This is a genomic window from Citrobacter sp. RHBSTW-00570, assembly GCF_013739755.1.
In the GTDB taxonomy this organism is placed as follows: domain Bacteria; phylum Pseudomonadota; class Gammaproteobacteria; order Enterobacterales; family Enterobacteriaceae; genus Citrobacter; species Citrobacter braakii.
Genome location: NZ_CP056399.1, coordinates 1,312,594 through 1,337,806 on the forward strand (window position 1 = coordinate 1,312,594; position 25,213 = coordinate 1,337,806).

21 protein-coding genes are annotated in these 25,213 nt (G+C 47.0%); 3 read left to right on the forward strand and 18 right to left on the reverse strand.

Translation table 11 applies throughout. From position 1 onward, the window contains the following. Nucleotides 1-3 precede the first annotated feature (3 nt). The 17 genes from waaZ to HV237_RS06340 all read right to left on the reverse strand — a co-directional run bounded on the left by waaZ (nt 4) and on the right by HV237_RS06340 (nt 14,897). On the reverse strand, nt 4-537 hold the full coding sequence (waaZ, locus tag HV237_RS06260) for a 3-deoxy-D-manno-oct-2-ulosonate III transferase WaaZ (protein ID WP_181541751.1): 534 nt from the start codon (nt 535-537) through the stop codon (nt 4-6). 39 nt (nt 538-576) lie between these two features. Then, nucleotides 577-837, reverse strand: coding sequence for a helix-turn-helix transcriptional regulator (locus HV237_RS06265; RefSeq protein WP_047358937.1), 261 nt, complete (start codon nt 835-837; stop codon nt 577-579). A 656-nt stretch (nt 838-1,493) separates the two neighbouring features. Continuing rightward, the gene (locus tag HV237_RS06270) at nt 1,494-1,823 is read right to left on the reverse strand and encodes a TA system toxin CbtA family protein (RefSeq protein WP_047358936.1); all 330 of its coding nucleotides are present in this window, start codon (nt 1,821-1,823) and stop codon (nt 1,494-1,496) included. 20 nt (nt 1,824-1,843) lie between these two features. Then, nucleotides 1,844-2,161, reverse strand: coding sequence for a type IV toxin-antitoxin system YeeU family antitoxin (locus tag HV237_RS06275; protein WP_047358935.1), 318 nt, complete (start codon nt 2,159-2,161; stop codon nt 1,844-1,846). A gap of 18 nt (nt 2,162-2,179) precedes the next feature. Further along, on the reverse strand, nt 2,180-2,401 hold the full coding sequence (locus tag HV237_RS06280) for a DUF987 domain-containing protein (protein WP_047358934.1): 222 nt from the start codon (nt 2,399-2,401) through the stop codon (nt 2,180-2,182). Nucleotides 2,402-2,409: 8 nt separating this feature from the next. After that, nucleotides 2,410-2,892, reverse strand: a complete 483-nt coding sequence (gene radC, locus HV237_RS06285) for a DNA repair protein RadC (protein ID WP_032238502.1) — start codon at nt 2,890-2,892, stop codon at nt 2,410-2,412. A gap of 8 nt (nt 2,893-2,900) precedes the next feature. Further along, nucleotides 2,901-3,353 (reverse strand): antirestriction protein, encoded by a 453-nt coding sequence (locus tag HV237_RS06290; protein ID WP_047358933.1) that lies wholly within the window; start codon nt 3,351-3,353, stop codon nt 2,901-2,903. Nucleotides 3,354-3,438: 85 nt separating this feature from the next. Next, nucleotides 3,439-3,675: a DUF905 domain-containing protein gene (locus HV237_RS06295; protein WP_047358932.1), complete on the reverse strand. Its 237-nt coding sequence runs from the start codon at nt 3,673-3,675 to the stop codon at nt 3,439-3,441. A 77-nt stretch (nt 3,676-3,752) separates the two neighbouring features. Further along, nucleotides 3,753-4,163 carry a hypothetical protein gene (locus HV237_RS06300; RefSeq protein WP_047358931.1) on the reverse strand — a complete coding sequence of 137 codons (411 nt, stop codon included), beginning with the start codon at nt 4,161-4,163 and terminating at the stop codon, nt 3,753-3,755. A gap of 64 nt (nt 4,164-4,227) precedes the next feature. After that, nucleotides 4,228-4,665: a hypothetical protein gene (locus HV237_RS06305; protein WP_038434461.1), complete on the reverse strand. Its 438-nt coding sequence runs from the start codon at nt 4,663-4,665 to the stop codon at nt 4,228-4,230. A gap of 41 nt (nt 4,666-4,706) precedes the next feature. Continuing rightward, nucleotides 4,707-5,243 carry a DUF4339 domain-containing protein gene (locus tag HV237_RS06310; RefSeq protein ID WP_047358930.1) on the reverse strand — a complete coding sequence of 179 codons (537 nt, stop codon included), beginning with the start codon at nt 5,241-5,243 and terminating at the stop codon, nt 4,707-4,709. Between the two features lie 25 nt (nt 5,244-5,268). Next, nucleotides 5,269-5,979 carry a DeoR family transcriptional regulator gene (locus HV237_RS06315; protein WP_047358929.1) on the reverse strand — a complete coding sequence of 237 codons (711 nt, stop codon included), beginning with the start codon at nt 5,977-5,979 and terminating at the stop codon, nt 5,269-5,271. Between the two features lie 208 nt (nt 5,980-6,187). After that, nucleotides 6,188-7,012, reverse strand: coding sequence for a DUF932 domain-containing protein (locus tag HV237_RS06320; RefSeq protein ID WP_047358928.1), 825 nt, complete (start codon nt 7,010-7,012; stop codon nt 6,188-6,190). A 96-nt stretch (nt 7,013-7,108) separates the two neighbouring features. After that, the gene (locus tag HV237_RS06325) at nt 7,109-7,972 is read right to left on the reverse strand and encodes a GTPase family protein (RefSeq protein WP_047358927.1); all 864 of its coding nucleotides are present in this window, start codon (nt 7,970-7,972) and stop codon (nt 7,109-7,111) included. A gap of 217 nt (nt 7,973-8,189) precedes the next feature. Beyond that, a complete protein-coding gene (gene rdrB, locus HV237_RS06330; protein ID WP_047358926.1) occupies nt 8,190-10,859 on the reverse strand; it encodes an antiviral RADAR system adenosine deaminase RdrB in 2,670 nt (889 codons plus the stop codon). After that, a complete protein-coding gene (rdrA, locus tag HV237_RS06335) occupies nt 10,859-13,546 on the reverse strand; it encodes an antiviral RADAR system adenosine triphosphatase RdrA (RefSeq protein WP_047358925.1) in 2,688 nt (895 codons plus the stop codon). Before rdrA ends, rdrB begins: the two co-directional genes overlap by 1 nt. Nucleotides 13,547-13,689: 143 nt before the next feature. Beyond that, nucleotides 13,690-14,897 (reverse strand): IS3 family transposase gene (locus HV237_RS06340; RefSeq protein ID WP_116799391.1). Its coding sequence is split into 2 segments (ribosomal slippage): nt 13,690-14,576 and nt 14,576-14,897, totalling 1,209 coding nucleotides; the frame shifts between segments, so codons are not numbered across the junction. 636 nt (nt 14,898-15,533) lie between these two features. Here HV237_RS06340 and HV237_RS06345 point away from each other — a divergent pair. The 3 genes from HV237_RS06345 to HV237_RS06355 are packed head-to-tail and all read left to right on the forward strand — an operon-like array spanning nt 15,534 to nt 21,355. Further along, on the forward strand, nt 15,534-17,843 hold the full coding sequence (locus tag HV237_RS06345; protein ID WP_047359256.1) for a TerB N-terminal domain-containing protein: 2,310 nt from the start codon (nt 15,534-15,536) through the stop codon (nt 17,841-17,843). 3 nt (nt 17,844-17,846) lie between these two features. Next, complete coding sequence (locus tag HV237_RS06350; protein WP_181541753.1) at nt 17,847-19,163, forward strand: ATP-binding protein; 1,317 nt, start codon at nt 17,847-17,849, stop codon at nt 19,161-19,163. Then, the gene (locus tag HV237_RS06355) at nt 19,160-21,355 is read left to right on the forward strand and encodes a DEAD/DEAH box helicase (protein WP_047359258.1); all 2,196 of its coding nucleotides are present in this window, start codon (nt 19,160-19,162) and stop codon (nt 21,353-21,355) included. Before HV237_RS06350 ends, HV237_RS06355 begins: the two co-directional genes overlap by 4 nt. Nucleotides 21,356-21,726: 371 nt before the next feature. On the opposite strand, the gene HV237_RS06360 is transcribed toward HV237_RS06355, so the two are convergent. After that, nucleotides 21,727-24,663 carry a DEAD/DEAH box helicase family protein gene (locus HV237_RS06360; protein WP_117380722.1) on the reverse strand — a complete coding sequence of 979 codons (2,937 nt, stop codon included), beginning with the start codon at nt 24,661-24,663 and terminating at the stop codon, nt 21,727-21,729. Between the last annotated feature and the right edge of the window lie 550 nt (nt 24,664-25,213).

The following is a 25,213-nucleotide window of genomic DNA, read 5'->3' on the forward strand; positions in this document are numbered from 1 at the left end:
GTATTAGGCGCAGCTATTTAGTTGTAATGCACTAAATGCAACCGTCGCACTACCGAAATGACCATGATATACATCGGTTGAGAAAGCAATTACTTTTTCTTTACGTGATGCAGAACATTTTATAAAAATGTTTTTATTGATTGCCGATTTTATTGTGTATCTTATTTTCCTTCCAGGACCACCCCTTGATCCACAAAATTCATTTAGGATAAAACATGTATTAAGTAAGTTTTCTCTTTCTGTAGGTGTTGCCCGTTTAATAACATCATGGCTAATGAAAGTATACTTGGCATAAGATGAATATTTAAGAAAAAGATTCTTGTTATTTTCATAATATGAACCATCACAAACAATATATGCCAACACTGGAATATTGTGGTCTAGTAAGTAACCTGTGCTACCATTGACACTAATGACGCTTTTTGAACGCAATAGTTCCAAAGGTGTGCAAAGTGATGATGGACCAGATAAATAAATAATACAGTCATCAGAAATGGTTTTCCTTATTGTTTGTAATTCTCTGTGTGTGATTTTCATTTGGTTACCATAGGAAAGTAATTAAATTAAACAGCACATTTATAACTTAGCACCGATTTCACGCATTTTATTTAACACTTCATTTAATTCATTTTTATCTAGTGTTAATTGAGCTGCAATAAAAAAAAGTATGTGCGGTGATATCGCGCGCGGCGACTCACCGCCTGTATATTTTCTCCATTGGCTGTTGCTTGCTACACCAGCCAGATCTGCCATTTGTGTGCCGGTATAACCAAGCTGTTCTTTGAGCTGGTTAAGGTCTTCTGGAGTAGGGGGGGCGTAGTCATTAATCAGTCGCATATATCACCTGTATAAAAGCCCCTTTCGGGGCTTTATATTAGAATAATTTGAGCAGTACAGTGGTAATTGTTGCTACCGCCCCGATAAGCCCTGAAGCAACAACAATCGGATACTAGGCTGATTCGCGGTTAAGCTTTGAAGTTTCTGCCATCAGCTTGGCGATTTCCGCATGGATTTTTTCAAGTTCGGCGGTTGTTATATCGTTAGTGCTCATTGTTCATCCTTTCGGGTCCGGGCTGCGGCCTTTCCTCTACCTCATGCAAAGAATAATAGCCCCTTTGGTGCTAGTAGTCAATTCTTCATATCAAAGATACAAAAAAGCCCGCAAAGCGGGCTTCTTCATCGCTTAGGAGCCGCGGCTCCTTTACGTATCCTTTTTTGTCCCGTTACCGTCTGGTCGATGTCCTGCTGAGACTGCTAACATCCTGTTTTTGTTAGTGCTGTCCTAGCACTGTCCAGCTGGCGGAGTCTGAATTGGTGCTATAACTTATTGTTTAATGGCTGGTAATGTTCAGTTCAATTTTCACTTTGGTCCCATTGTTGGTCCTAAAAGAAAATGTCAGGTTTTTTTCGGGGGAGGGGAGGGTACAGCAGAAGTTTCTTCGTCTGTGAGATTAGCATTTTGCTTTCCTTTAGTCTGCTCTGTATTTAAGCGTTTATTTCACGTTAGTTTTTAGCAAGCCGCTAGAGCGCCTTGCTCGCAGAATATCCACTACGGAAAGATACGGGGTTTGTTCTTGCCACGAAAATCCCTTTCGGTCGATACGAACCAGTTCGTATTTTTCCACCAGAAAATTAACAGCATTAGCCAGAGTGATACCGGCATCGATATGCTCCTTTATAACGGTTTCATCGCTAAAAGGTGTGTCGCTTAGCATTAGGCCATAGTGCTGCTCAAGCAGACGAGTAAGTAACATTTGCCAGACTGCAACGGGCGACAGACAGGGCTTCGCCGCCCGCGAAATTGTAGCAGGTAGAGTTTTCATGCTTGCTCTCGTGAAATTTGTTAGCGTTGAGTGGGATAAATGGCGATGTATACGTAGCCGCAACTACCAAGGGTATCGGCTTCGCAGGTGAAACCGTTGTGGTACAGGGTGACACAGCGGGCATGGCGGGGATTCATTTCACCAGTGGTCAGCATCGATTCCATCTGACTGATAAAATGCGGAAATGCCACATCCAGCTTAAAACATTCGGCATCACTAAACTTACCGGTGATACTGGCCCGGTCAGCCAGATAATGCAGTTGGTTCCCCTCCTGTACCAGACGGGCTCCCAGACGCGGCGTGGTATCCCGCTGCAGGCCCCATGTAATGTTGCTCATTTATAACCACCTTTATTGTCAGTTCAGAGTGATACTCATCAGACAGGCATAGGGCCCGTTGCAGTCCTGGCGGCGTTCGGCGTATACCGCCAGCACGCCGGGAATGTCAGGAACTACCTTACCGGTGTAATGACAGACACTGCCGTGCCACTGGTATCTGCCGGTGCAGTATCGAAAAATGCGTGAGGCCGGATGCTGACGGTAAATTGTCATCGCCCGGAGTTTACTGATAATTTTCATGTAATACCTCAAAGCAGACCATGCTCAGCGAACGACAATATCTGCGTACCACCGACGATAAGGTGGTCAGGCACACGGATATCAACGAGCTGAAGCGCCTGCACCAGACGCTGCGTTATGGTCTTATCTGCCTGGCTGGGCGTGGTATCGCCGGAGGGGTGGTTATGCGCCAGTATCACTGCTGCTGCATTGAAATACAGGGCGCGTTTGACCACCTCACGGGGATGTACCTCGGTGCTGCTGATGGAACCGGCAAACAGGGTTTCATGGGCAATCAATTGGTTCTGCTGATTCAGATACAGCACCATAAACTCTTCGCGCTCCAGTCCCGCCATTTTCAGTTTCAGCCAGTCACGGGCAGCCTGAGTGGAAGTGAATGCCACGCCTGTTTCGCGTAGGTGTCGGTCAAGTAGCGTCAAGGCGCGTTTTACCGTGCGTTGTGCGGTTAGTGGTAGTGCCGGAGTTAGTGGGATAATTGACTGTTCCATCATAAGTATCCTTAATCAATAATGCGCAGAATGGCGCTGGATTCAGGGTGCTGCAGGGCGTAATCCCGCAGGCGGTAATAGTGCTCCGTCATGGCATCGCATTCGGTGCGACAGGCGTGATGGCTGTATTCAATCAGGCAGACAGCGATACCTGAGGCTTCTGCACTCATTTGGGTACCATTGCCGTTCATGCTGTTGAACATATGCCAGTTATCGTCAGCGTCAGGGGCCATAAACGCGCCGCCATTGCTGAGCGTATAAAAGGACCAGATACCACCGCTGTACTCATCACAGAAGCGGTCCATCCAGGCGAAAATACGGGGTTCCAGCGTTACCCATTGCGGGATAGCGCCAAAGTAAAGCGGCCAGAAATCGAGGCGCTGTTCGTCAGGTACTGGTGTTGCAGTGAGGTCAAATTGAGGTTCATTAGCGGACATCAATTCGCATTGCGTTTGTGTCGTCATGGATATTCTCCGTCAATAAAAACGCCAGCGACGATGGCTGGCGTATGGGAAATAAAGGACTTGCAGGGATGATGAATGGGTGTGGTCAGGAGGAGGATGTTCTGAGGATGCCGTACTGTCGGATATAACGGTTAAGCCCTTCACCGGCATCCGGTTCAAAGTTCCACGCCCGCCAGACCATCCGGCCTTCGGGGTCGCGAACTATCAGACGGAAGTGACTGCCCTGGTCGTCTTCAATGGCGATGTTGTGATAGCGGCGGGTAACAGCTTCGGCCTGCTGGCGAGTGAATGAACCCGACGGCAGTAATTGAGATTCAGGCATTCGGTGTACCTTAAAAGCAAAAGCCCCTGACGCAGACGCGTCAGGGGCTGTGGGAGTATGCAGGTGTGGGGGGATTATCAGTAACCGGTTTGTACCTTATACAGCCGCAGGGTTTTACTGCCCCGGACAATCTTCACATACAGAGCATTATCTTTCGGGCCACGCACAAACCCGGCCTGCACATCGCCCTTACAGTCACCACCATCGTAAGGAATATTGACACCGGTCTGGCGCACCAGGTCGATAACCCCGAAGCTTAAGTCCTCACAGGCCGGGCCCGGCAGGTCCTGAATCAGGGCAAATTTATGGTCGTCGCTGACACCGGTCAGTGAGCACATGGACGTATTGATGTCGTTTCCCTGGCACCAGTACTCCTGACCGGGATTATCTTTATCCATCAGACTTGCCGGAAGCTGAGCGGCACCGGCACTGTAGGCAGCAAGTGACAGAATGAGGGCGGGTACAGCAGAGGTCATCATTTTCAGCATGGTTTTCTTCCTGAATTAATCCAGCCCGCTGTCGGGCAAAATGAGAGATTGATATCGGGTGTTCTCAGAAACGCCGGTAGCGAAACAGCTCTTTGCCCTGGTACAGCGCCACCAGGTCGTCATATTCCGGCTTCTTCTGGTTGGGCTTAAAGGTCACTACCGTGCCCGGACGGCACAGATCTTTTACGGTGAGACCGAATTTCTTATCCGGAGTAATGGTGAATCCCTTCGACACATCGTTGTGCATGATAGTTATCCAGCCCCACAGGCCGCCTTCGCAGTCTTTAAAGGGTGCTGAACGCACCGTGACCATCCCGCCCTGACGGTCAACAGACATGGCTTCGCATTTTCCGGTAACCTGTCGATGCGCATCACACCAGAAAATATTCCCGTTGTTGTCATTGACGACTGCAGGTAGCGTCCGGTTATAAGGCTGAGCCTGAGCGCCCGCACAGAGCAGAAGGCTCCCGGTAATACCCAGTATTTTAATCAGTGTTTTCATTACGTTGGTCCTTAACAGAGAAAGAATCAGGTAGTAGTCATTCAGGCCCAGACGGTCAGGCCCAGCATCAAAAGCCATACCCAGAAGTAAGCCGGTTTATGACCGAGAGTTTTCGCCCGCCGCCACAGATAGAACGGCACCAGCCAGGCCAGCTTGCCGAACGTGGTGGTGTCCACTCCGGCCTTACGCATGCGTCGTTCATCGAGATACCCCAGTGTGATATTGAGCAGCAGCGTGATAAACCAGTACTGCCCGCCCGAGACGGCCTCATATGCCTCGTCAAAAGACATTCCGTTCAGCCCTGCCGTCCACAGCTCGAGCGCATAACCAATGAAAGGAGCAAATGCCAGCGTCCATACCACTCCGCCCGGAATGCGACTCCCCGGCAGCGCTGGTGGTGTGGTGCTGTGGAGCAGCGCAGAAGCCAGCGGGGTGGCGGAGACCGGTTGCCAGTCCGGCATGCCCTGTCGCCACACCAGCGTGGCAGCAGTGAGTTCACCGCGCTTAATCAGGCCAGTGATGTCGTCTTCGGTCACATTGTCGTGACGTATGCCATTTTTCTCGTAATGCCAGGTCATTGTTTTTCCTTCTTAACAGAGGTAATTAAATCAGTGTGTTGCCCTGCTCCTCCTCAGAGGGCCCAGGAGACAGGATTTCGCGAATACAGCTGAAGTGCGGTAGAGCCCGGATAAAGCCCACCTGTGTGGTTAACTGGCTGAGACGTTCTCGCGGGGTAAAAGTGGTGTTCAGGACTGTCACCGCATGGATTGTCGCCAGAGGGTGCACAGTGATATGCCCGTTAAGTTCACCGGTGAGGTACCAGCAGCCGTCGAGTGATATCAGGCGGTACGGAGCCAGCCCGTCACAGCGCTCTCCCTCGGCCAGCAGCAGTACCCGCTGGCAGGCGGTAATGGCACTAACAAGACGGTAGAACACCAGTGAGATGGCCGGTGACACAGACTGTGGCGGCTGCCATACCAGACACGGCATCCCTCCTGCAGTGAGCAGCATGCCCGCCAGACGCCGGTCCAGCCCCGGAAAAATATCGGCCAGTCCGGCCCGGTGTGCGAAGGTCAGCGCATCCAGCTCCCCCTGTACGCCCCCACCGGTGCTGCGCAGGCGGCATTGCCCCCGTCGATACTCAAGGTCGAGGTACATCAGCCGTTCGCGAAAATCCCGTCGCAGGGTACGGACTGACACACCAAACTCTGCAGCCAGCCGCGCCATGTTCAGCGTTTCACCTGCAACCAGGCGGCTGATTATCAGTGACAGCCTGACAGCCAGCCGATCATGACGGCGCTCTGCCTGTGTCATCTTAAATCTCCGTAATAGTTAACTGACTGAATATGAAATGATTCTAAAGAGGGGGGCGGACAGGGTATGGACATGGAATGAACTATTTTTTATCTGCCACCGGAAGCAGGCCCGACGCGGCATATCGTGAAATACGGTGAAAAAACACTCAATCCAGTGGAGGTAAAACGGACAGGGAGTGTCCTTTCCTAACATGCTGATAACAAGCTCAGGACTGAAACCCACTCAGCATCGCTTCAGCCATCACCCAGAGAGCCCGGTTGAGCTTCACATCTCCGTCGATACCACGCACGGCGCGGGTATGCGTTCGCCCGCCTTTCGCACTCCGACCACTGAGCCCGCCCTTAATCAGGTTCTCTTGAATACGCTGATATGTGGTCCACAGATCATTGCTCTCATCCTGCCAGCGGCGTGGGGAGAGTATCTGAGGTGCTGTCACTGGCTGGTGGTCCTCACCGAAACGGTACGTCAGTGCAGCCTGTGCCAGAGCCTGTTGTGCAGGTGGCGGCAGCATCAGCGACTGCATGGCATCCCGCTTCTCTTCCACACGGTCAAAAATACCCAGCACTTCATACGCCCCCTCAATCACCTGACTCACGACATCTCCTTTGTGCGGCACACGCACCTCGCCAAACGACTCACCGCAGACAAGCCCGTTCTGGCATACCGCACGGAATAGTCCCGGTAGCATCTGATACGAACTGGAGCCATCGTGAGAATTGAGCAGAATAATTTCCGGCACCTGCTTACCGGTAATCTGCCCCTCCCGACGCAGGCGCAGCATGTGCTTTGTGTGCTCGCGGCGACCTGGGTCACGCACTCTGGTCTGACAGGCAAAGAAGGGCTGAAAGCCTTCGCACTGCAGACTATCCAGCAGGGATATGGTGGGTATATATGTGTATCGTTCACTGCGGGATTCGTGTTTGTCCTCGCTGAAAACACTGGGCACTACACGAAATAGCTCTTCGCGGGTTAACGGACGGTCACGACGGATAAGATTTGATGCGCCAAAGCGCGAAGCCAGACGTGTCATAAGCAGACTCCTCATGATGGGAAAATAAAGACAGAAAAGCCCTGCCGCTCAATCGCGGCAGGGCTCAGGAAACTACGGGTTAGAGGGGGTAAGTGTTCAGAAGAAGAAATTCCAGACGGCACGAGCGACCGATACCACGGTGTCGCGTGCAGCCTGAATGATTGCCCGTATTGGGGGTGGTATCAGTGGCATGGAACTTATTGTGTCCAGTACCGAGCCGACCGTTTCACCAAAATCGTCACGCGCTTTTTTATTAACGGCATTGGTACGAAGCGGAGCACTAAGCTGTACTGCCACCGGACTGCTGGCCTCACGTGGTAAGCAACGGATCATCCGTTCAGACATCACCCGCAGCCCCCACTGCAAACGTACCGACACCGCACAGACAGGGTTTACAGGTTGGAATAGCTCATGTAACAGGCCGATTTTGCGGCTGATGTTTTGTTTCTGTTCAGTGGATAATTTATCACCACCGCTGGTGGGTTCAGCTTTATCTGCCTGACTGATAACAAATAGCATCTTATGCCGGTATGCCTCACCTATCACCTGTCGGTAAAAATATTCATCCACCGCCAGTGCCCGGTCATCGGCCTTAATCAGCCACAGTATCAAGTCGAGCCGGGGAAGTTGTTCACGGTACAGCGTGGCATACTCGCTATCGCGAACGCCACTTTCGCCCACTCCGGGCAGGTCCACGATGGTCATATAGCGCTTTCCCAGCTGCAGGCGAAAGCACAAGGGCTCGCGTGTGCAGGCTGTAATATCATTGACTGGCGACACCTCCCCGGCAAACAGGGCATTGCACAAGCTGCTCTTACCCGCGCCGGTTTTCCCCATAATGCCTATTACAGGCTCGTAGTGGGTTAACTGATTTATCTGCTGCAGAATGCGTTCAGATACCCACTGGGGCAGACCAGAAAGCGAGTTCTGCATGGGCAGCAGGCCGTCAGAATTTTTCATCGCAACTCCTTTAAAATATAGAATAAAAAAACGGCAGAACAGTGAAGTTCTGCCGTTATGTTCAGAGAAATAATATATATTTGAATATTTTTAAAAGTTTAGTATTTGCTTTGATAGAGGAGTGCGCCGAATAATATAAATTGCATATTTTCGCGAAGACTTAGAGTCACTAGACATAGTCAATTTAAAAATTTTTTTGGCAACATGCTCTCACTAATTAAATTGGCTCAAATACTTGCCGGTGGTTGCGATGAAATTGCTCAAGACTGTACTGTCGCAGTGTTTCCAGCCAGCGTTCGGCTACAGTGCGGCCAACCTTCAACTCCAGTGCAGCTTCACGTAACAATAGGAATTCTGTGCGTAGTGTAGTCGGCATAATACCGGGATCGTCGGTATTCACAAGCACTCGTACCGGCCCACGCCGCAAGCCATAAAGATTGGCTTCCGCACCGTTATCAAGTACAGATTCATCAGGTGGATGCCACCGGAAGATTGGGTGCTCAGCATGCGACTTTAACCGCGCAATATAAACATTGGATGTTGGATTAGCCTCTATGATTAGTCCCAACTGATCGTATTCGTTCAGCAACCAGTCCTGCAATGCATGCATAAAATCTAGTTCGGCTGTGGTTTCCACATCCTCGAGAAGATCGTTGTTGTGCTTACTACCAAAATGGGCTTGCACTAGGCTTTCATCACCCACTCGAATAACCACTAACTGTTTTTCCTTCCCACTACTCAACCATTCATGACGTGCAAAATACAGTTTACTTGCCATACTCGTACCATTGACTAATTGTTTATGGTCCGGTAGGGCAATACTTTCCTTTGATTGCAATGGCCAATCATTACGTAGTCCTTGCCAGCTGTAATGGCAGTTTCGTCGCAATAACCATGATGCAAATAAATCATCTGCTGTCGCGGATCTTAAAGGTGAACTATCAAAATCAGCAGGGCTAGAACCCAAACTATGTAGACTCATTGGATCCGGTACCTGCCACCAGCAGGACTCGCGCCAAAAACGGGCAATACGCCTAGTAAGCAGCGGTAATACCTGCTGAGCCAAGGGCAAACATGCACTCAGTAGGCTAGCGTGGTGCCATAGCCATACAAGATTATCCAGATGCTCATCAAGCGTCAGGATCATCTCACCTTGCCGTTTTGCCCAACGTTTGGGGTCAATGCCTAGCGCTAAGGCATGTCCTAGTCGATCTCCCTCGCGCATTTGACAAAACTGCACTGTTTCGTCTACATGTCGCATTCCTGAGGCGGGATGGGCGTAATCTTCTCCGGCATGGATGCTCAGATGAAAACCAGAGCAAGCCAACTCACCAGCCTGTTTCGATTTGAAGCCACTGCGCAGCCAGCGTAGTACCGGTGCAAACCATTCGATCTTCAACGCATTTTCATCACCAGCCACGTCCAACCCGCGAAACCATCGCGCTGGCTGAAAGCGGAAATTAGAGTTTAGATTTCCTCCCATGAATTCGGATGCAACCCAGCCAGACCCGCTTTGCAGATTACATACGAGGTCTTCAGCTTGTTTCCATAACCCCTTAATATCCGGTCTCGCATGCTGGTTTTTTTGATGTGTGGCAGAACGCAAGAAATGGCCGCAAAACTGCCACTTTTCCAGCGCGTGCATGCTCGCTAACGCCTTTGTATCCAGTGGTATCTCATGTTCGCCAAAAATATATGGTGGCTTGGGTAATTGCAGTCCTTCTCTCGCTATTAATTCTTTGGCGATTCTCTTAGCGAATTTTGGAGCAAAGACTGAAGGTGTGCTTTTTATCTCTGCCACGTCTCCCTGCCCCATCCATACACGCTGGACTCTGCTTGCAATATCACCTCCACGTCCAAGTGCTGGTTTGAAGTAACGTTCAACAAAACGTGTTAGCCCTTGACCATCCATAATCAGAGTACGGCGTAGAAGGTTAACGGTCTGCCAAAAGCACAAAGTGGCGGCACGTTGGAGTGGGTGGGTATTAGGTGAACGGTAGAGGCTGCACAGATACAAATATAGCCATAACCAACGGTTGGCTCGACCATATTGCATAGTACGAGCGAATTCACCCAACAGCCATTCGGACGAACCAATTTTAGCCGCAACGAATCGATTGGCGAGCACTTCCCAGTTGGGTAATTCTTTTGGTTCATCCATTCGAGTGGATAGGGTATTAAGAATACTTGGCCATCCTTGCTCCTTATCAAGGAGCAAAATCAATAACTGCCGCGCCCTTCTTTGTAGAGGCTGCAAAATCTCGTGTTGTTCTTCTTGCCAAAATCCATCTCTTTGACTAAGTGTCTTCTCATTTTTGCTCAATAAATGACCATCAAGGATAATGCAATCAGTAGTGATCCCTCCCCAATGTACATGCCCTTCAGCAAAAGGCTGGGAGGGATTGCTCGAAGGTGCGAAAAACGTTGTTTGGGCAGATAGAACGCGGTGAATATCATGGATGGCTGGCTGCGGGATATCTTCCAACCACTGAGCCAAGTGCCAACCAACCAGAAGAGTTGGATCCAACCCTGCCGCAAGACGCACATATGCCTTAACCTCACGCTCTCGGTAACTGAGCAGATCGCCATTTCGCAGCAATAGTCGTTGTTGTAAGTCATGCAGCCAAGGTAACTCTGGTGTCAGCAACAACTCACCAGCACACATTTTCCCCATCAGCTGACGAACATCGGTAAGTCGATGCTCTCTCGGATAACGAGCCTCTACACCCTCGACTAGTAAATGGTAGAAACGATCTTGAAGTTTTTCCCAAAAACCAGCTATAAATCCTTCAGATGTTGGCTGTAAACTTTGCCACAACCATGCAGCCAATCTTTCATCACCATAAAAGCATTCGGCGGCGTGTTCGCTTAGGGTTCTCTGGAGCATTAGCTATTATTTTCCGGATGCAATTTAGTTAACCGTGTTTTGAGATTTTTCACGATAATATCATTTACCCCAAATTGAGCTTCAAGATTTTCCAAGAGCTCCCTTGCTGAATCAGGATCATCTTTTAGTTGAAGTTCGATTTTCGTCCAAGGGATCCTGTCTGTTTCAGGTAAATTAAGTTCTTCTAACAATACCTCTTTGGCAGTGCGTACAGAGGGCCATTCAACCTCAATCAACTCATCAATCCATTTTCTCAGAGGGTGTTCTGCCAGACAATAACTGATAGTTCGGGTACTTTTTCCGTATGTACTTCGAATTTGGTAGGGCTCATTATCATTTTCAATTTGCGAATTACTAGGTGCAAAAGGGCCCACATTGATGTTGAAATGGTCATTCTTTTCAAAATTATTTAGTTTGTCTGCATTTAGATTGGTAGTTGCAACCACATTAGGTAAACCAAATAATTCACCTTTTTCAAAACTGCCAAATGCAGACCAAGTTGCGTAAAAAGTATGAGCCACCATATTCATTGCAATCCCAACATTTTTCATGCCACTAGGGATTTTCTCGTTACTAGCAAGTTGGCTATATACCTTGTTAAACACTTTATAGACCAGCCAGGGTGAAAGTTCGACTTGCTCAAGATTGTGCTCTTTGCGCCAATTATCAATATCATTTTGCAAAACAACAATTGGATCAAATTCATCACTAGGCTCTGCTACTGTTTCCGCTTCACCAGTTATATTTTGTACTCCTGTTGTGCTTCTATTTTCAGTCTTTAAGTAATCAATCAACAGTGTTTTAGTGGGGGCCAATGCTCGGGTGGAAAAGAATGGTGCACGACTCAATATAGTCTGCAAGTCTTCACGAGAAATAGGGCCTGCAATACTGGAAATAATTAGTTCAAAGATACGACCAATATTCAGAAGCATGGTTTGTTTAGCATTGGTATAGAAGTTGTACTGAACAAGCAGGTTGATCAAAAATGTAGCCTTCTTCTTCCCTTCATCATTTAGAACAATCCTCTCAATCATACCTTGATAATCCCATGCTGTAGCTGCATTAATGCCGACTTCTGCCACAGGATAAGGTAAAATGGTTTGATGAGATTTTAGACCAATAAGCCATTCTTCAGGTAAGCGTTCTTCCAGTGCACTTGCCCATGCTGATAGATCAGAAGTTTTGTCAAAAAAAGCAAGGTTAGCTGTATTATGTGTTAGTGGTTGGAATAGAGGTGTATCAAAAATACTGCCTTGACGTACTAATGAATCAGTATTTGTCCAATTTTGCCAGTATTGTTTGGCGATTAGCACCAGATAAACCGCACCAGCTTTGGATTCAAAACGGAAATAGTCCGCCATTTTTACGGCCAGATCATTTTTCGTTATGTTGTTTTTATTATCATTCTCTACCTTGTCAAATGAATAATCAACTGGCGATAGTTCTTTCATTTTTTCGGTAAATAGTTTGTACGCATCGGTATACTCTCGCTTTGATTTTTCGCTTAGCTCTTTATGCTTATCCTGAAACGCTGCCATTACTTCTAATGGCACCGTTGGCATCTGCCAAACTCGGCGAACTTCCAATTCATTTTTAGCGGTACGAATTGCATCAGGTAATAAAGCAATAAAACTGCTGCAATGGCCAATCAGTTGGGTTAAGCTGCGAATAGACGGTATTGGTAAAATAATACGGCTATCCTCTTGTCCATTTACAGGTCCAGATATAAAAATTTCCAACCAGGCGATGAAATTACGCAATGGCATAATGTCACCGAACTTTTCGCTACGTAAATAGATGTCTGTCTGTTGCCAATAGCTGCTGACTGCTGGCATAGTCAGTCTACGCGGGAAAGGTAGAATTTTTCTTTGGTATTCTTCAGCTAATTCCAGTGACCTTTCATACGCTGACTCCGCTAGGTAGTCCGAGTCTTTTATCAAACGTCCATGAAAATCACGCCAAGTCACTTCATGATATAGAGCCCGGTCACCACTGACGATTGGTAGTACATAAGGCGTTGTCATATAGCGGCGGATTATTTCTAGGTTTTCAAAAGCTCGATTAAGAGAAGTGTCTACGTCGTCAATCGGTAGAACCAGCAGCTTTTTACCTAGAAGATGCACAGCTTCACGAAAAAAGTCTTGCACGCTGTCGGCTAGGTGTTTATTACCATACATAGCACGTACTTTGTCCATGCCAGAGTGTTCTTTCTGTGTATCGACCGCTTCCAACGTGTGTGCGAGCTTGTCTAAAGCTCGGTTGAGCGCACGTGACTGTTCAGGTTTGTTGCATTGAGCCTGTTTTATCCCATCGTCGTGCAGAACTGCCGCCACTATGATATGAAGGAACAATGATTCGCCGTCCTCCAGAAGGGTTGGATCGATCGGTTCCATAATGTGGATATCTGAAAGCAGATCATTATGTTCCAGTTCAAGATAACGTTTGAGGTTTACCAGCACGGCTGTTTTGCCAGTGCCACGTGCTCCATCGATCGAGATAGCATTGTGTGCTCGCAACTCGTTTAATGATTTGTCTTTTGCCTCGATTGCACGATTCCTCGCTTGCCGGATCAGTACTGCCAATTGCTCGTAAATTTCCTCACGAGGTAGCAAGGTATTGGCGTCATGAAGCACGGCAGTTTCGCCGACATTGAGTGGGATATATTTGTTTTTCTCTTGCTGAGTCATATGCGGCACCTGGTATAAGCCTCTCGGCAATATGCCGCGGCATGTAATAACTATCTATTATCTTACAATTAACGTCGTAAAGATTGTTAGATGACAAAAGTATTTTTGATCTTGACCCTCCATCTCCGGACAGCTTTTGTATCTTAAGTTAACGATGTCCGCTGCCGCCGGTATTCCCTCGGGGAGTGATATCCCAGCGCGCTGTGCGGGTGGTTTTCATTGTAATGCGTGAACGCTACTGCAAGGTTTCGCAGTGCTGTTCTCACATCCGGTTTTGGCATGAACGCGATATAGTCTTCTTTCATCGTTTTCACGAACCGTTCGGCCATGCCATTACTCTGCGGGCTGCTCACCGCTGTTGTGCAGGGCTCCAGATTCAGCTCTCTCGCGAACCTCCGCGTTTCATACGCGGTATACGCTGAACCGTTATCCGTCAGCCACTGCACTGGTGTTTCCGGTAGCCTGTCGCCGAAGCGCTTTTCCACCGACCTCAGCATCACATCCTGCACGGTCGAACTGTCATAGCCTCCCGTGCTTGCTGCCCAGTCTATGGCCTCACGGTCGCAGCAGTCCAGCGCGAACGTTACCCGCAGTTTTTCGCCGTTGTCGCAGCCGAACTCGAAGCCATCTGAACACCAGCGCATATCGCTTTCTGCCACCGCTATCTTGCCCTTATGTTCACGCTTCGGTCGCTCTGGTTTGTCATGCAACAACAACAGGTTATGCTCGCTCATTATCCTGTAAAGCCGTTTGGCGTTCACAGGTGGCTGTCCCTCTGTGCGACGTTGCTTGCGCAGGATGCCCCACACGCGTCGATAACCATAACTCGGCATATCGCTGATGATGTCGAGGATAGCCGACAGTATTTCTTCGTCTGCTTCGTCATTACGCCGGTTACAGCGCCTGTCCTGCCAGTCGGCAGAACGGTTAATCCGCAGTGACAGCTGCGCACGCGACACGCCCATGGTGCGGCTGACCAGGGCTATTCCCCGTCCTTTGGCAACAAGGGCGCGTGCGCTATCCATTTTCGCGACTGGCCGTACTCCACGGCTTCTTTCAGGATCTCAACTTCCATCGTCTTCTTGCCCAGAAGGCGCTGAAGTTCCCGGACCTGCTTCAGAGCAGCAGTAAGCTCAGAAGCAGGAACGACTTCCTCTCCGGCCGCAACGGCGGTGAGGCTGCCTTCCTGATATTGCTTCTTCCACTTAAACAGCAGGCTGGGCTGGATACCATGCAGGCGGGCGACATGGGAGACATTCATGCCCGGCTCCATCGTCTGCTGGATAATGGCGATCTTCTCCTGAGGAGTTTTACGTTTACGGGCTTCTTGCCCTAACAGGATCCCGGTCATCTCAAAATTGGCGTTAGTGTTAGACATATATTCAAGCCTATCTCTTATCTGGAGATACAGCTACTGTCCGGTGTTTCAGGGGGCTACATCATGACAAAAGTATTTTCATGATTGATATTCAGATTACTGACATAAGTCAGCGGAGATACTTAGTTATATGTGATCTATCTCTCATTTTTAAGTCACGGAAATGTTACCAATGTCCGCTTTGGTATTAAGAGGGCAAAGTGAATTGCTTCTTGCCCCATGAGTGAAATGGGGAGATTAGAGATGATGTTGATCTGGCCTAAAAGATTTTGCAGCTAAACACATTGTCACTCTGCTCAGCGTATCGGGAAGTTTCACGATGTAGCGACCAGCTCTAGCTCTTTGGAGCAATCGCTTGCATATTAAAGCAGCAGCAACACAACCCGATTCGGAGGCGAATAGCCCAACAGAAATTCGTACATTTTGAACACACCTTCTGGTTCACATGCTTAATCAATAATTATTTCTTTTAAATCAATAAATTAATTTTGATTGCATTTTGGTTTGAACCCTTGCGATTTAGACGTATTATTTTAAGATTAATCCACTTGCCCAACCTTCATTGCTGCTTGTGAGTGTGCGTGAGGAATGATTTTAAGGTTATATATCATGGAGTTATTGAAGTTTCTGGCAGCGATTTTAGTAATTTACTTGTTGTTTTTTAGAAAGAAAAAACGTAAATCTCCAAAGTCTTATGCTTCAAGCCCCGTGAAAGCACCGCCAAAAGAATGGATCGCTGACATCAAGAAAAAAGAGACGGTTGTGCGAAACGATGATAGTGAAGATAACAACCTTGCAACCTTTACATTGAGTGGTGGCCGGGGTGTTGAACTTCGGGAGACAACCAATCATTACCAGAGCACCTCAAAGTCAGTAGGTGCATTAGCTCGCTGGGTACTTCCGGGTGAAATGATAACTGTAGCTGGTGTAACAATTAGCGGTGGCCACATTTACATGGGGCAACGTATGAAGCCCTCTAGTCAGGAGTCAGGCGGCTATTATGACGATGGAAGTGAGGCATCATTAATTGATGATACATGTAAGATACAACCCACTTCGTATCTTTACGAAGACAGTTCATTAGGATACTGGCCCAGTTTTTCCTCTCTTTCCCCTGAAGCACGCGGTGCGTATGTTAGTTGGCTTGCCAGCGATAGGTCCGACCCATCGTGTCCTATAGGCTATGTTTTTATATACCTCTACGGTCTGGAAAGAAAAGCGCTTGTAGATTCCACTTACCAAAAATTCCCTGCTGCTGAGTTCAGCAGCCTGTTCAATGAAGTCGCTCGGTTAAGATCGGTATTCATTGAGAACCGCTCCTTCCGTGTATATTCGACGCAATTGCTCGAAGCCATGTCTATTCTGCGTCCGGATTTGGGTTTAACCACTGTGCTCGATAGCGATTCTGGTTTCAGCAACGGCATGCAATTTAAGCTGGCTCTGGCAAAAACTGTACATGAAGGAGTTCCTGTATCAGCTGAACTGGCATTGAACTGGGTAATAAACCATACCGAGTATTCGCTGCGTACCCCGGCTCGCCGCTGTGCTAAAGAGTTTGCTGCGCTTTTCAAACGGCGTTACACCCTCAAATATGGTGAAGGGATGGTCGTTAAGGCGAATAAAACGCGCCTAAGGTTAGATTACACACCAGCAAGTCCTAGTTTGCGAGGTGTCCGACTTCCTGTTCCTGACCTGCCTGATCCAAGTGCATTGAAGGGACCTGTCCAAAAAATTATGGCCCTTGCTGACATATGTACAGATGAACTTGATGCTTACAGTCGCTACCTTGGCCGGAAAGGTACGTCAGTCAATGATACGGCTGCAATTATGTTGCTCCCTTCAGAGATCGTTAATGAAAGCGCAGAAAAAATATTAAGCTCATTCAAACGCTGGGCTGATGAGGCGATCCTCGAAAAAGAGGGGCGAGTATCAGTTGCTGACTTTTGGGCACATATGAATGCCAGCTGTCCAACTAAAATCAATAAAAAAGAGGCCGACTTGATGCAGGCCTTTGCTCTGAAGATGGGTTACGGTCTGGCACCTGACCCGTATTATCACCATGTGAAGGCGGATGTTGATGGGACACTTGTTCTATTCCCTGCCGCCGAAGGTGGACGCTTCTCACCTTCTCCTGAATTTATCTCAGCAGTAATGACGCTCAGATTAGGGGCGATGGTCGCCTTGATTGACGATTCCCTTGATCAAGCTGAACAGAAAGTTCTTGAGAATGCCATCAACAACAATCCTGTCTTCACCGATGATGAAAAGCGCTCTCTACATGCGTACTTAACGTGGCAGCTTCATACCCCAGCCAATATGACGGGAATGAAAAGCAGGGTTGAGTTGATGGGGGCTGCGGAAAAGGCTGCTGTGGGTAAAGTTATCGTTAGTGTTGCCTGCTCAGATGGAACAATAGCGCCTGCCGAAATTAAACAGCTTGAGAAGATTTATTCAAGTTTGGGTCTGGATCCCTCATCTGTCTCGAGCAATATCCATCAGCATTCTGCAACTGAACATGATCTCGTCTCGTCTGTACCAACTGATCAGCCAACGGCAGGGTTCACACTGGATGCTAATGTACTTGCCCGACACGAATCTGCCACGGATGATGTTCGTAAATTACTGAACACAATTTTCACCGAAGAAGAACCGGAAGAGCCAGAAAGCGCACCTGCCTCATTAACGGAGGCGGGGGGCCTTGATTCCGCACATAGCCAGCTTTATCGCAGTTTGCTGGAGAAAGAACAGTGGTCCCGGAAAGAGGCGACAGAATTGTGCGGAAATTTGAACTTGATGCTCGGCGGTGCGCTTGAGGTGATCAATGACTGGTCCTATGCGGTGGTTGATGCTCCGGTACTGGACGATACCGATGATGATATCTGGGTTGACCTGGAAATTGCCAAAGAATTAGAGGGATAGTGAATGTCTGTAACACGTATAAGAGTGAAAGAACGCGACGCTATTATTCAGTCACTTAAGTCAGGTGTAACGCCAAGGATAGGCATTCAGCATATCCAGGTTGGCCGCGTGAATGAGATCACCGCTCTCCATCAGGATATTGAGAGGATTGCTGACGGTGGTGCAAGCTTCAGACTTATCATCGGTGAATATGGTTCTGGTAAAACGTTCTTTCTGAGTGTTGTGCGCTCTATTGCGCTGGAGAAGAAGTTGGTGTCAGTCAGTGCTGACCTTTCTCCTGACAGACGTATTCACTCATCGGGAGGTCAGGCTCGTAATCTTTATTCTGAGCTCATGAAAAACATGTCCACCAGAAACAAGCCGGATGGTAATGCGTTACTTAGCGTTGTTGAAAGGTTCGTTACGGAGGCAAGGAAGGAAGCTGACACGGACGGCTCCGAGGTTTCATCAGTTATTCATAAACGCCTGGCAGCACTATCAGATATGGTCGGTGGATATGACTTTGCGAAGGTCATTGATGCATTCTGGCGGGGGCATGAGCAGGATAACGAAACGCTAAAATCCAATGCCATTCGCTGGTTGCGTGGAGAGTACACTACTAAAACTGATGCCCGTCACGATCTCGACGTTCGGACTATTATCTCAGACGCTTCATTCTATGACTCTTTGAAGCTGATGAGCCTTTTTGTCCGCCAGGCTGGCTATGCCGGTCTTTTGGTCAGCCTCGACGAAATGGTGAACCTCTTTAAACTGAATAATACGCAAGCAAGAACAGCGAACTACGAACAGATTTTGCGGATCCTGAATGACTGCCTGCAAGGTTCAGCCGAGAACATTGGTTTTATCCTCGGGGGGACGCCAGTGTTCCTTTTCGATCCGCGCAAAGGTCTTTACAGCTATGAGGCGCTCCAATCACGTCTGGCGGAAAATCGGTTCGCGCAAAAAGCAGGAGTGATTGACTACTCGTCTCCTACTTTGCATCTTGCCAGCCTCACCCCTGAGGAACTGTATATTTTACTGAGAAATCTTCGCCATGTTTATGCAGGCGGAGATCCAGAGAATTATCTGATTCCAGATGAGGCACTGACTGGATTTCTGCATCACTGTAGTAAAACCATTGGAGATGCTTACTTCCGTACCCCCCGTAATACCATAAAAGGTTTCTTGGACATGCTGGCCGTGCTGGAACAAAACAGAACGATGAATTGGCAAACACTAATCGAGGGTGTGGCGATTGAAGAGGACAGGCCCAGCGATATGGATGACGCCATTGTAGAGGAAAGCGATGACGATGACGGACTGGCGAACTTCAAACTATGAGCAGTGCCTATGATAGTCTCGATCCCCGCGTCCGTAAGTGGGTTTACAAGCAGGGGTGGTCTACATTAAGGCCCTTGCAGGAGAGTTCTATCCCGGCAATTTTAGCCCGTGATCGAGACGTGCTAATCAGTGCAGGCACAGCAGCGGGTAAAACAGAGGCTTTCTTTCTTCCTGCCTGTTCGGCAGTTGCAGATCTCACTAATGGATTTGGCATCGTCTATATCAGTCCGTTGAAGGCATTGATTAACGATCAGTACCGTCGTCTTGAGAGCCTTGGAGATGCATTGGAAATGCCAGTGACTCCCTGGCACGGGGATGTGCCACAAAGCAAAAAGAAGAAGGCTCGGACAAACCCTGCTGGCATTTTACTGATTACACCTGAGTCACTTGAGTCTTTGCTCATAAATTCAATGGGCTGGCTCAAACAGGCGTTTTCTTCAGTCGCATACATCGTTATTGATGAGTTTCATGCTTTTATTGGCTCAGAGCGTGGTGTACAGCTGCTTTCTCTGCTCAATAGAATTGACCATGTGCTAGGACGCCAGGTAAATCCAATTCCCCGCGTTGCGTTGAGTGCCACGCTGGGGGAACTGGAGAAAGTGCCCGAAATGTTGCGCCCGGACAAACGACTCCCCTGCGTAACTGTTACAGATAGTAATAGCACGGCCACTCTTCAGGTACAGGTCAAAGGGTACCTGGAGCGAGTGAACCAAAAAGAGGAAGAACTTCAGAGTTCAGCTGAACATGACGTTTGCGCTGACATTTTTAGACTTTGCCGTGGCGATTCTCATTTGGTCTTTGCAAACAGCCGAAAGCGCACTGAAAGTATTGCGGCAACGCTGAGCGACATGTGTGAGGAACAAATTGTTCCGAATGAATTTTTCCCCCACCATGGTTCCCTTGCCAAGGAATTACGTGAGGCGCTTGAATCTCGTCTTCAGAAAGGTAATTTGCCCACAACTGCTGTTTGTACAATGACGCTTGAGTTGGGAATTGATATCGGTAAGGTTAAGTCGGTTATCCAAGTTACGCCTCCGCATTCTGTTTCCAGTCTGCGTCAGCGTATGGGACGTTCTGGGCGACGCGACTCCCCATCAGTTCTAAGAATGCTAATTACAGAAAATGAGCTTACTGTAACTAGCAGTATCGTTGACCACCTACGGCTGCAGTTGGTCCAGTCGATGGCAATGATCAGATTGATGATCTCTAAACAATGGTTTGAACCAGCAGATGCTCGACAGATGCATTATTCCACGCTGTTGCACCAGATTCTTGCTATTACGGCACAATGGGGCGGAGTTCGTGCCGACCAGCTCTGGTCACAACTATGCCAGACAGGGCCGTTTAGAAATGTAGATTTAAACGATTTCAAAAGTCTGCTTAAACATATGGGAACCTGTGGCCTGCTCACTCAACTTGCTAGCGGCGAAATGGTTGTTGGGGCAGAGGGTGAGAAACTGACTAACCATTACACGTTTTATGCCGTGTTCAATACACCGGAAGAGTTCCGCATTGTCACCGGAAACAGAACCCTTGGAACAGTGCCTGTGGACTCCCCACTGCTACCAGACCAACATATCATCTTCGGTGGGAGGCGCTGGAAAGTGACAGAGATCGAGACAGAGAAAAAAGTTATCTATGTAGAGGCGACCAAAGGCGGTCAGCCACCACAATTTAGTGGGGGAGGAATGTCTGTTCATGATGCCGTACGTCAGGAAATGCTCGCTATCTATAGGGAAAGTGATTACCGCATAGCGATAGGTAGCAAAAGAGTCGATTATGCCGATTCTGCCGCCAGAAATCTATTTGCTGAAGGCTGTAGTAACTTTCGGCATTATGACCTGCAAAATGAATATTTTATTACGAGCGGGCAACACTGTTACGTAATTCCCTGGATGGGGGATAAAGTTGTGAATACGATTACAGCCTTGCTCCTACGCTGTGGTTTTAAAGCAAATTCGTTTGCTGGTGTTATAGAAATCGATAATTCAAGTGTAGCTTCCGTTCAGCACGCGCTTAAAGAAATACTGTTGTCAGGCTTGCCATCTGCATTTGATCTTGCTACGGATGTTCCAGAAAAGCACTTGGATAAATATGATGATTATTTACCAGAATCCCTTCTTGCGAAGGGATTTGGGGAAAGGGCGTATGATATAGCAGGTGCACGCATCTGGCTGCAAAAAAATCTTTAGTAATATAATGTTGTATTTAGGGTTTAAATAAGTTAACTATATCCTAAATTTATTTACCTGTTGATTTGCTAGGCTTCAACCCCGGGGTGTTGCCAGGTGTATCTTTATTATCACGTCGACGTTGATCCGGTTTTCCTGTCGATTTAGCAATTGGCTTTGGACCTGGTTTTAGACCCATGATAGTTTTCCTTTTGAAATTTAAGAGAAAGACTCTCAGCATCAATATTATTGATGTTTTGAAAATTATCAATGGAAGCGAGCAATGTTTCAATAATTAACTCTAAATATGCGAACAGTGTCAGCTTTTGGGACTAAGTGGTTAGATCTGATGGAACTGACCACTTAGTCCAAAATATAATATATTTATAAGTTTAAGGGCTAACGATAACTCTTATATCCGATCCGGAAATACTTTTAATGTATGAGTAACTCGTTCCAAGCACTGCTAACTGACCGCTAGAAATTTTTGTAGCTGAAATAGCAGGTTGTACTATAGCAAACCTGAAAACCAGTTCGTGATCATGACACTTATTTCGCAATATCTCGAGTTGTTCTGGGAGTCCTTTTAGGATTCTATCAAAACCGATTGGAAGCGACTTTTGATAACGATCCATCAAACGATCAAAAAACTTCTCACCCGTATATAACCATTTTACAGATCTGGATGCCTGACCACACACTTCGTAAACATCGTTCACGCGGGCTCCTGGTATAGCCACTCCATCAGTCAAGGAACAATATTTGCAGTGAAATAAATCAATATGAATGACATTTTTACTTTCACGAATTGCAACGAGATCGGCGATTTCACCTGCACCATCATCATTGAATACTATACTGTAATCATCAGCAATCTTGTTGTAAGTAAATCCCTGTACACTATCAAAGCGTTTTTCTGCACGCATTGATTCCTGATGAATTTTAGTTGTCCCCCAATCCCATACCTCAAGTAGAGAGATTGGCAGTTTTATATCTACACTGTTGGGCGAGAAATAACGATAATTACCTAGAAGCATTGACCCATCGACACTTAGTAGCACCAGTGGTTCGCTATCCAAGTATTCATCTAACGGAACCTCTTGAGATAATGAAATTTTCAAACCGGGGCAGTGTGTTTTGTAACCATCCTCCAATAGCTTAATATTGATCTTTGTAATTAGATGTTCCAATCCATCTGTATCTGCGACGTACACAGGAATACTTAAAGTTAGGTCATCATCATAATTTGGCTTGCCCAGAACAATATCAAGAAGGTTGAACCTCTCTCCTTGAAAAATAAGAGATATTTTTTGTTCATTCTCGATTGCTATGGACTCAGGCCAGTCTGAGTAAAAAAGGCCATCAGGCCATTTTTGCTCAATTTTCTCTGCTCGCATGACATTCTTCAATAAATCACTTGGGTCTATTGTTTTATCATTAAGTTTCTTAGAGATATTTTTACACCATTCGACCCAATAATTAATTGGTGATGAGTTCATCTCCCAAATTTTACCTTTGTGCGAGCAACCAACTGTAGTTCTATCACCTTGTTCGAAACCAGTTGCAAAAACGTTGGATTTCTTTGCACTACCTTTTTCAATCTCACTGATTACTTGATTGATGTCGTGACCTACATGCATCGTAAATCGGAGATCCTTTCGGGCACGAGATAAGCCTACGTTTTGCAATTTCATTAACTTAATATTGTGGAGCGAGCGAAATGTCGGTTCACCATTAATACGTACAGGTTCTTTAGCCACTAAATTAAGGAATCGGTTAGATTGCATGTCATCACCCGATGTGTGAATAAAAAGTGTGTTCTCGGGTTTGTTGTAAAATGCCAGATATAAGAGCCAGTTGGTGTCGAAAATAGCTTCAGTTTGAGCCCATCCAACAAGTGTTTCTCGTTTTGTTACTACGATAACTGTATCTGCTTCATCATTAATGGAAATATATTGTAACTTCTCTCTGTTGCCAGACATTTCATTTGCTCTTTCCGGCATCCAGTTCTTGGGGGAAAGATGATAGGCTGTTGCACTAATCTTTGGATTTGGATTCAACCCAAAGATAGTATCTGCGTCTTTCTCATCTGAAAACTGCCCACTGAATGACTCTTTTTCTATTTCCTTACTAACTTTTTCTTGACTAACATCCCGGATCACAGAACCCCAGTCAGCACTCTCTTTATAGAGCTCTGACATTTGGTGATCAGTCTTTTGGTTTGCAATGTTGGCAACAAATTTTGCGTTCCCAAGAGAATTATCAACCCTAGTTAACCGGCCAATAAACTGTAATGTGACTGCAGGGCTTCTGTGCTGATCATGAATAGCAGCGATTTTAAGTTCAGGCAAATCAAAACCTTCCCCTAGCATGTCCACACAAACGATGATTCGGTATTTTTTCAGGACAATCTCTTCGAAAATTCTAGCTTGGTTTGGAACTTTGCTATGTATTAATACCGGGTTAAGATCCGCATGAGTCCTGTAAATTTCGAAGAGGGCTTCAGCTCGTTTTTGTGATTTAGCCCGCACTAACATCAGATGGTTATAGCCCGCTTGTATATCTTTTCTCAATAGCTCTACAGCCTGATCTGCTATAGCTTGGTCAGAGCGATCTAAATTGTATTCCCGTACTGGGTGAAATTCGATGCTTTTGAAATAGCCATCATTTTGAGCATCGCGAAGAGGGTAGTTATAAATAATTTTTCCTTCTAATGCTAAACCATCTTCTCGAAATGGAGTTGCGGTAAACTGAATACATGGTTTCCCGTTGAAAGCTTTTTTGATACGGCCCCAACTTGTTGCTGCAACGTGATGGGCTTCATCTATTAGAAGGTGACTACAGATTCCTACCAAAGCTTGCAGTGCATCCTTATCGAATAGTTGGAGGGCTTGCGGAGTAGCTACAATAACATTTGCTTTAGCAAGCTGAAGAACTTCTTGTTCAGACATTCCCGAGTTGATTACTTCGACTACAGGGTTTAAAGCCGTATCAGATATGGCTCCCACAGTGCGAAGTGTTACGAATTTTTCGCATTTACCAGATATTTGAGTTCTCAGAGCATCTGATGGAACCAGAATTAAGGTTCTAGACATTTTGCCTGCAATGAGCAGGGCAAGCATTGTGTCAGTTTTTCCTGTACCCGTAGGCATTACGACCGTTGCCGGGGAGGAAGGGTCAACCACCAGATGCCCCAGCGTTGCATAAATAGCAGCTAATTGGGGCTTACGTAGACCGGGAGTGTTGGTCAAGGGTACTGCAAGACTGAAATTAAATCGGTGATCCTGCCAACTTTGAAAGACATCCGTATAATTAGCTACTTCGCTCATAGACTTTTCCTAGGTTAACGACAAAGGAAGAATTCGGATCTCTATATTATCATGAGGCTAATACCTCTTTTAGAGGTATATTGTGACGAACCCGATAATTGAGCGAAAAACATATCTTAATTTTGTAGGGATTGTTACAACCTGCTACATGTAGCAAGTTGTAGCAGGGTACCGAGGCAGACTACAGAAATTTCACGGAGAAATGTGTCAATTATGTTAATAGCACTCTGAGTGAGGATAAATACCTCACTCAGAGTGCTATTAACAGGCTAATCCGCCTAAGCGTGAACACTGGCTTGTGCCAAAATTATGGTAATCGCTGTAAATATTCTTGGTACTGGTTTACGCCAGATACGCCAGTCGAATCAGGAAACGCCAGTAGGCATGAAATATGATCGACCCGTTAGCTGAAATAAATAACATACTCATCTATCTCTGACCCCTGCTACAGCTGCTACACGTAGCAGCTGTAGCAGGGGAAACATAAAGCGTTATTTACTTTTTCTGACTGAACCAGTACTTCTCTGTTGACGTATGGATACGTTTCCCT

Coding starts and splice junctions, on each gene's coding strand:
- waaZ (WP_181541751.1), bottom strand. CDS start 537: ATGAAAATCACACACAGAGAATTACAAACAATAAGGAAAACCATTTCT.
- HV237_RS06265 (WP_047358937.1), bottom strand. CDS start 837: ATGCGACTGATTAATGACTACGCCCCCCCTACTCCAGAAGACCTTAAC.
- HV237_RS06270 (WP_047358936.1), bottom strand. CDS start 1,823: ATGAAAACTCTACCTGCTACAATTTCGCGGGCGGCGAAGCCCTGTCTG.
- HV237_RS06275 (WP_047358935.1), bottom strand. CDS start 2,161: ATGAGCAACATTACATGGGGCCTGCAGCGGGATACCACGCCGCGTCTG.
- HV237_RS06280 (WP_047358934.1), bottom strand. CDS start 2,401: ATGAAAATTATCAGTAAACTCCGGGCGATGACAATTTACCGTCAGCAT.
- radC (WP_032238502.1), bottom strand. CDS start 2,892: ATGATGGAACAGTCAATTATCCCACTAACTCCGGCACTACCACTAACC.
- HV237_RS06290 (WP_047358933.1), bottom strand. CDS start 3,353: ATGACGACACAAACGCAATGCGAATTGATGTCCGCTAATGAACCTCAA.
- HV237_RS06295 (WP_047358932.1), bottom strand. CDS start 3,675: ATGCCTGAATCTCAATTACTGCCGTCGGGTTCATTCACTCGCCAGCAG.
- HV237_RS06300 (WP_047358931.1), bottom strand. CDS start 4,163: ATGCTGAAAATGATGACCTCTGCTGTACCCGCCCTCATTCTGTCACTT.
- HV237_RS06305 (WP_038434461.1), bottom strand. CDS start 4,665: ATGAAAACACTGATTAAAATACTGGGTATTACCGGGAGCCTTCTGCTC.
- HV237_RS06310 (WP_047358930.1), bottom strand. CDS start 5,243: ATGACCTGGCATTACGAGAAAAATGGCATACGTCACGACAATGTGACC.
- HV237_RS06315 (WP_047358929.1), bottom strand. CDS start 5,979: ATGACACAGGCAGAGCGCCGTCATGATCGGCTGGCTGTCAGGCTGTCA.
- HV237_RS06320 (WP_047358928.1), bottom strand. CDS start 7,012: ATGACACGTCTGGCTTCGCGCTTTGGCGCATCAAATCTTATCCGTCGT.
- HV237_RS06325 (WP_047358927.1), bottom strand. CDS start 7,972: ATGAAAAATTCTGACGGCCTGCTGCCCATGCAGAACTCGCTTTCTGGT.
- rdrB (WP_047358926.1), bottom strand. CDS start 10,859: ATGCTCCAGAGAACCCTAAGCGAACACGCCGCCGAATGCTTTTATGGT.
- rdrA (WP_047358925.1), bottom strand. CDS start 13,546: ATGACTCAGCAAGAGAAAAACAAATATATCCCACTCAATGTCGGCGAA.
- HV237_RS06345 (WP_047359256.1), top strand. CDS start 15,534: ATGGAGTTATTGAAGTTTCTGGCAGCGATTTTAGTAATTTACTTGTTG.
- HV237_RS06350 (WP_181541753.1), top strand. CDS start 17,847: ATGTCTGTAACACGTATAAGAGTGAAAGAACGCGACGCTATTATTCAG.
- HV237_RS06355 (WP_047359258.1), top strand. CDS start 19,160: ATGAGCAGTGCCTATGATAGTCTCGATCCCCGCGTCCGTAAGTGGGTT.
- HV237_RS06360 (WP_117380722.1), bottom strand. CDS start 24,663: ATGAGCGAAGTAGCTAATTATACGGATGTCTTTCAAAGTTGGCAGGAT.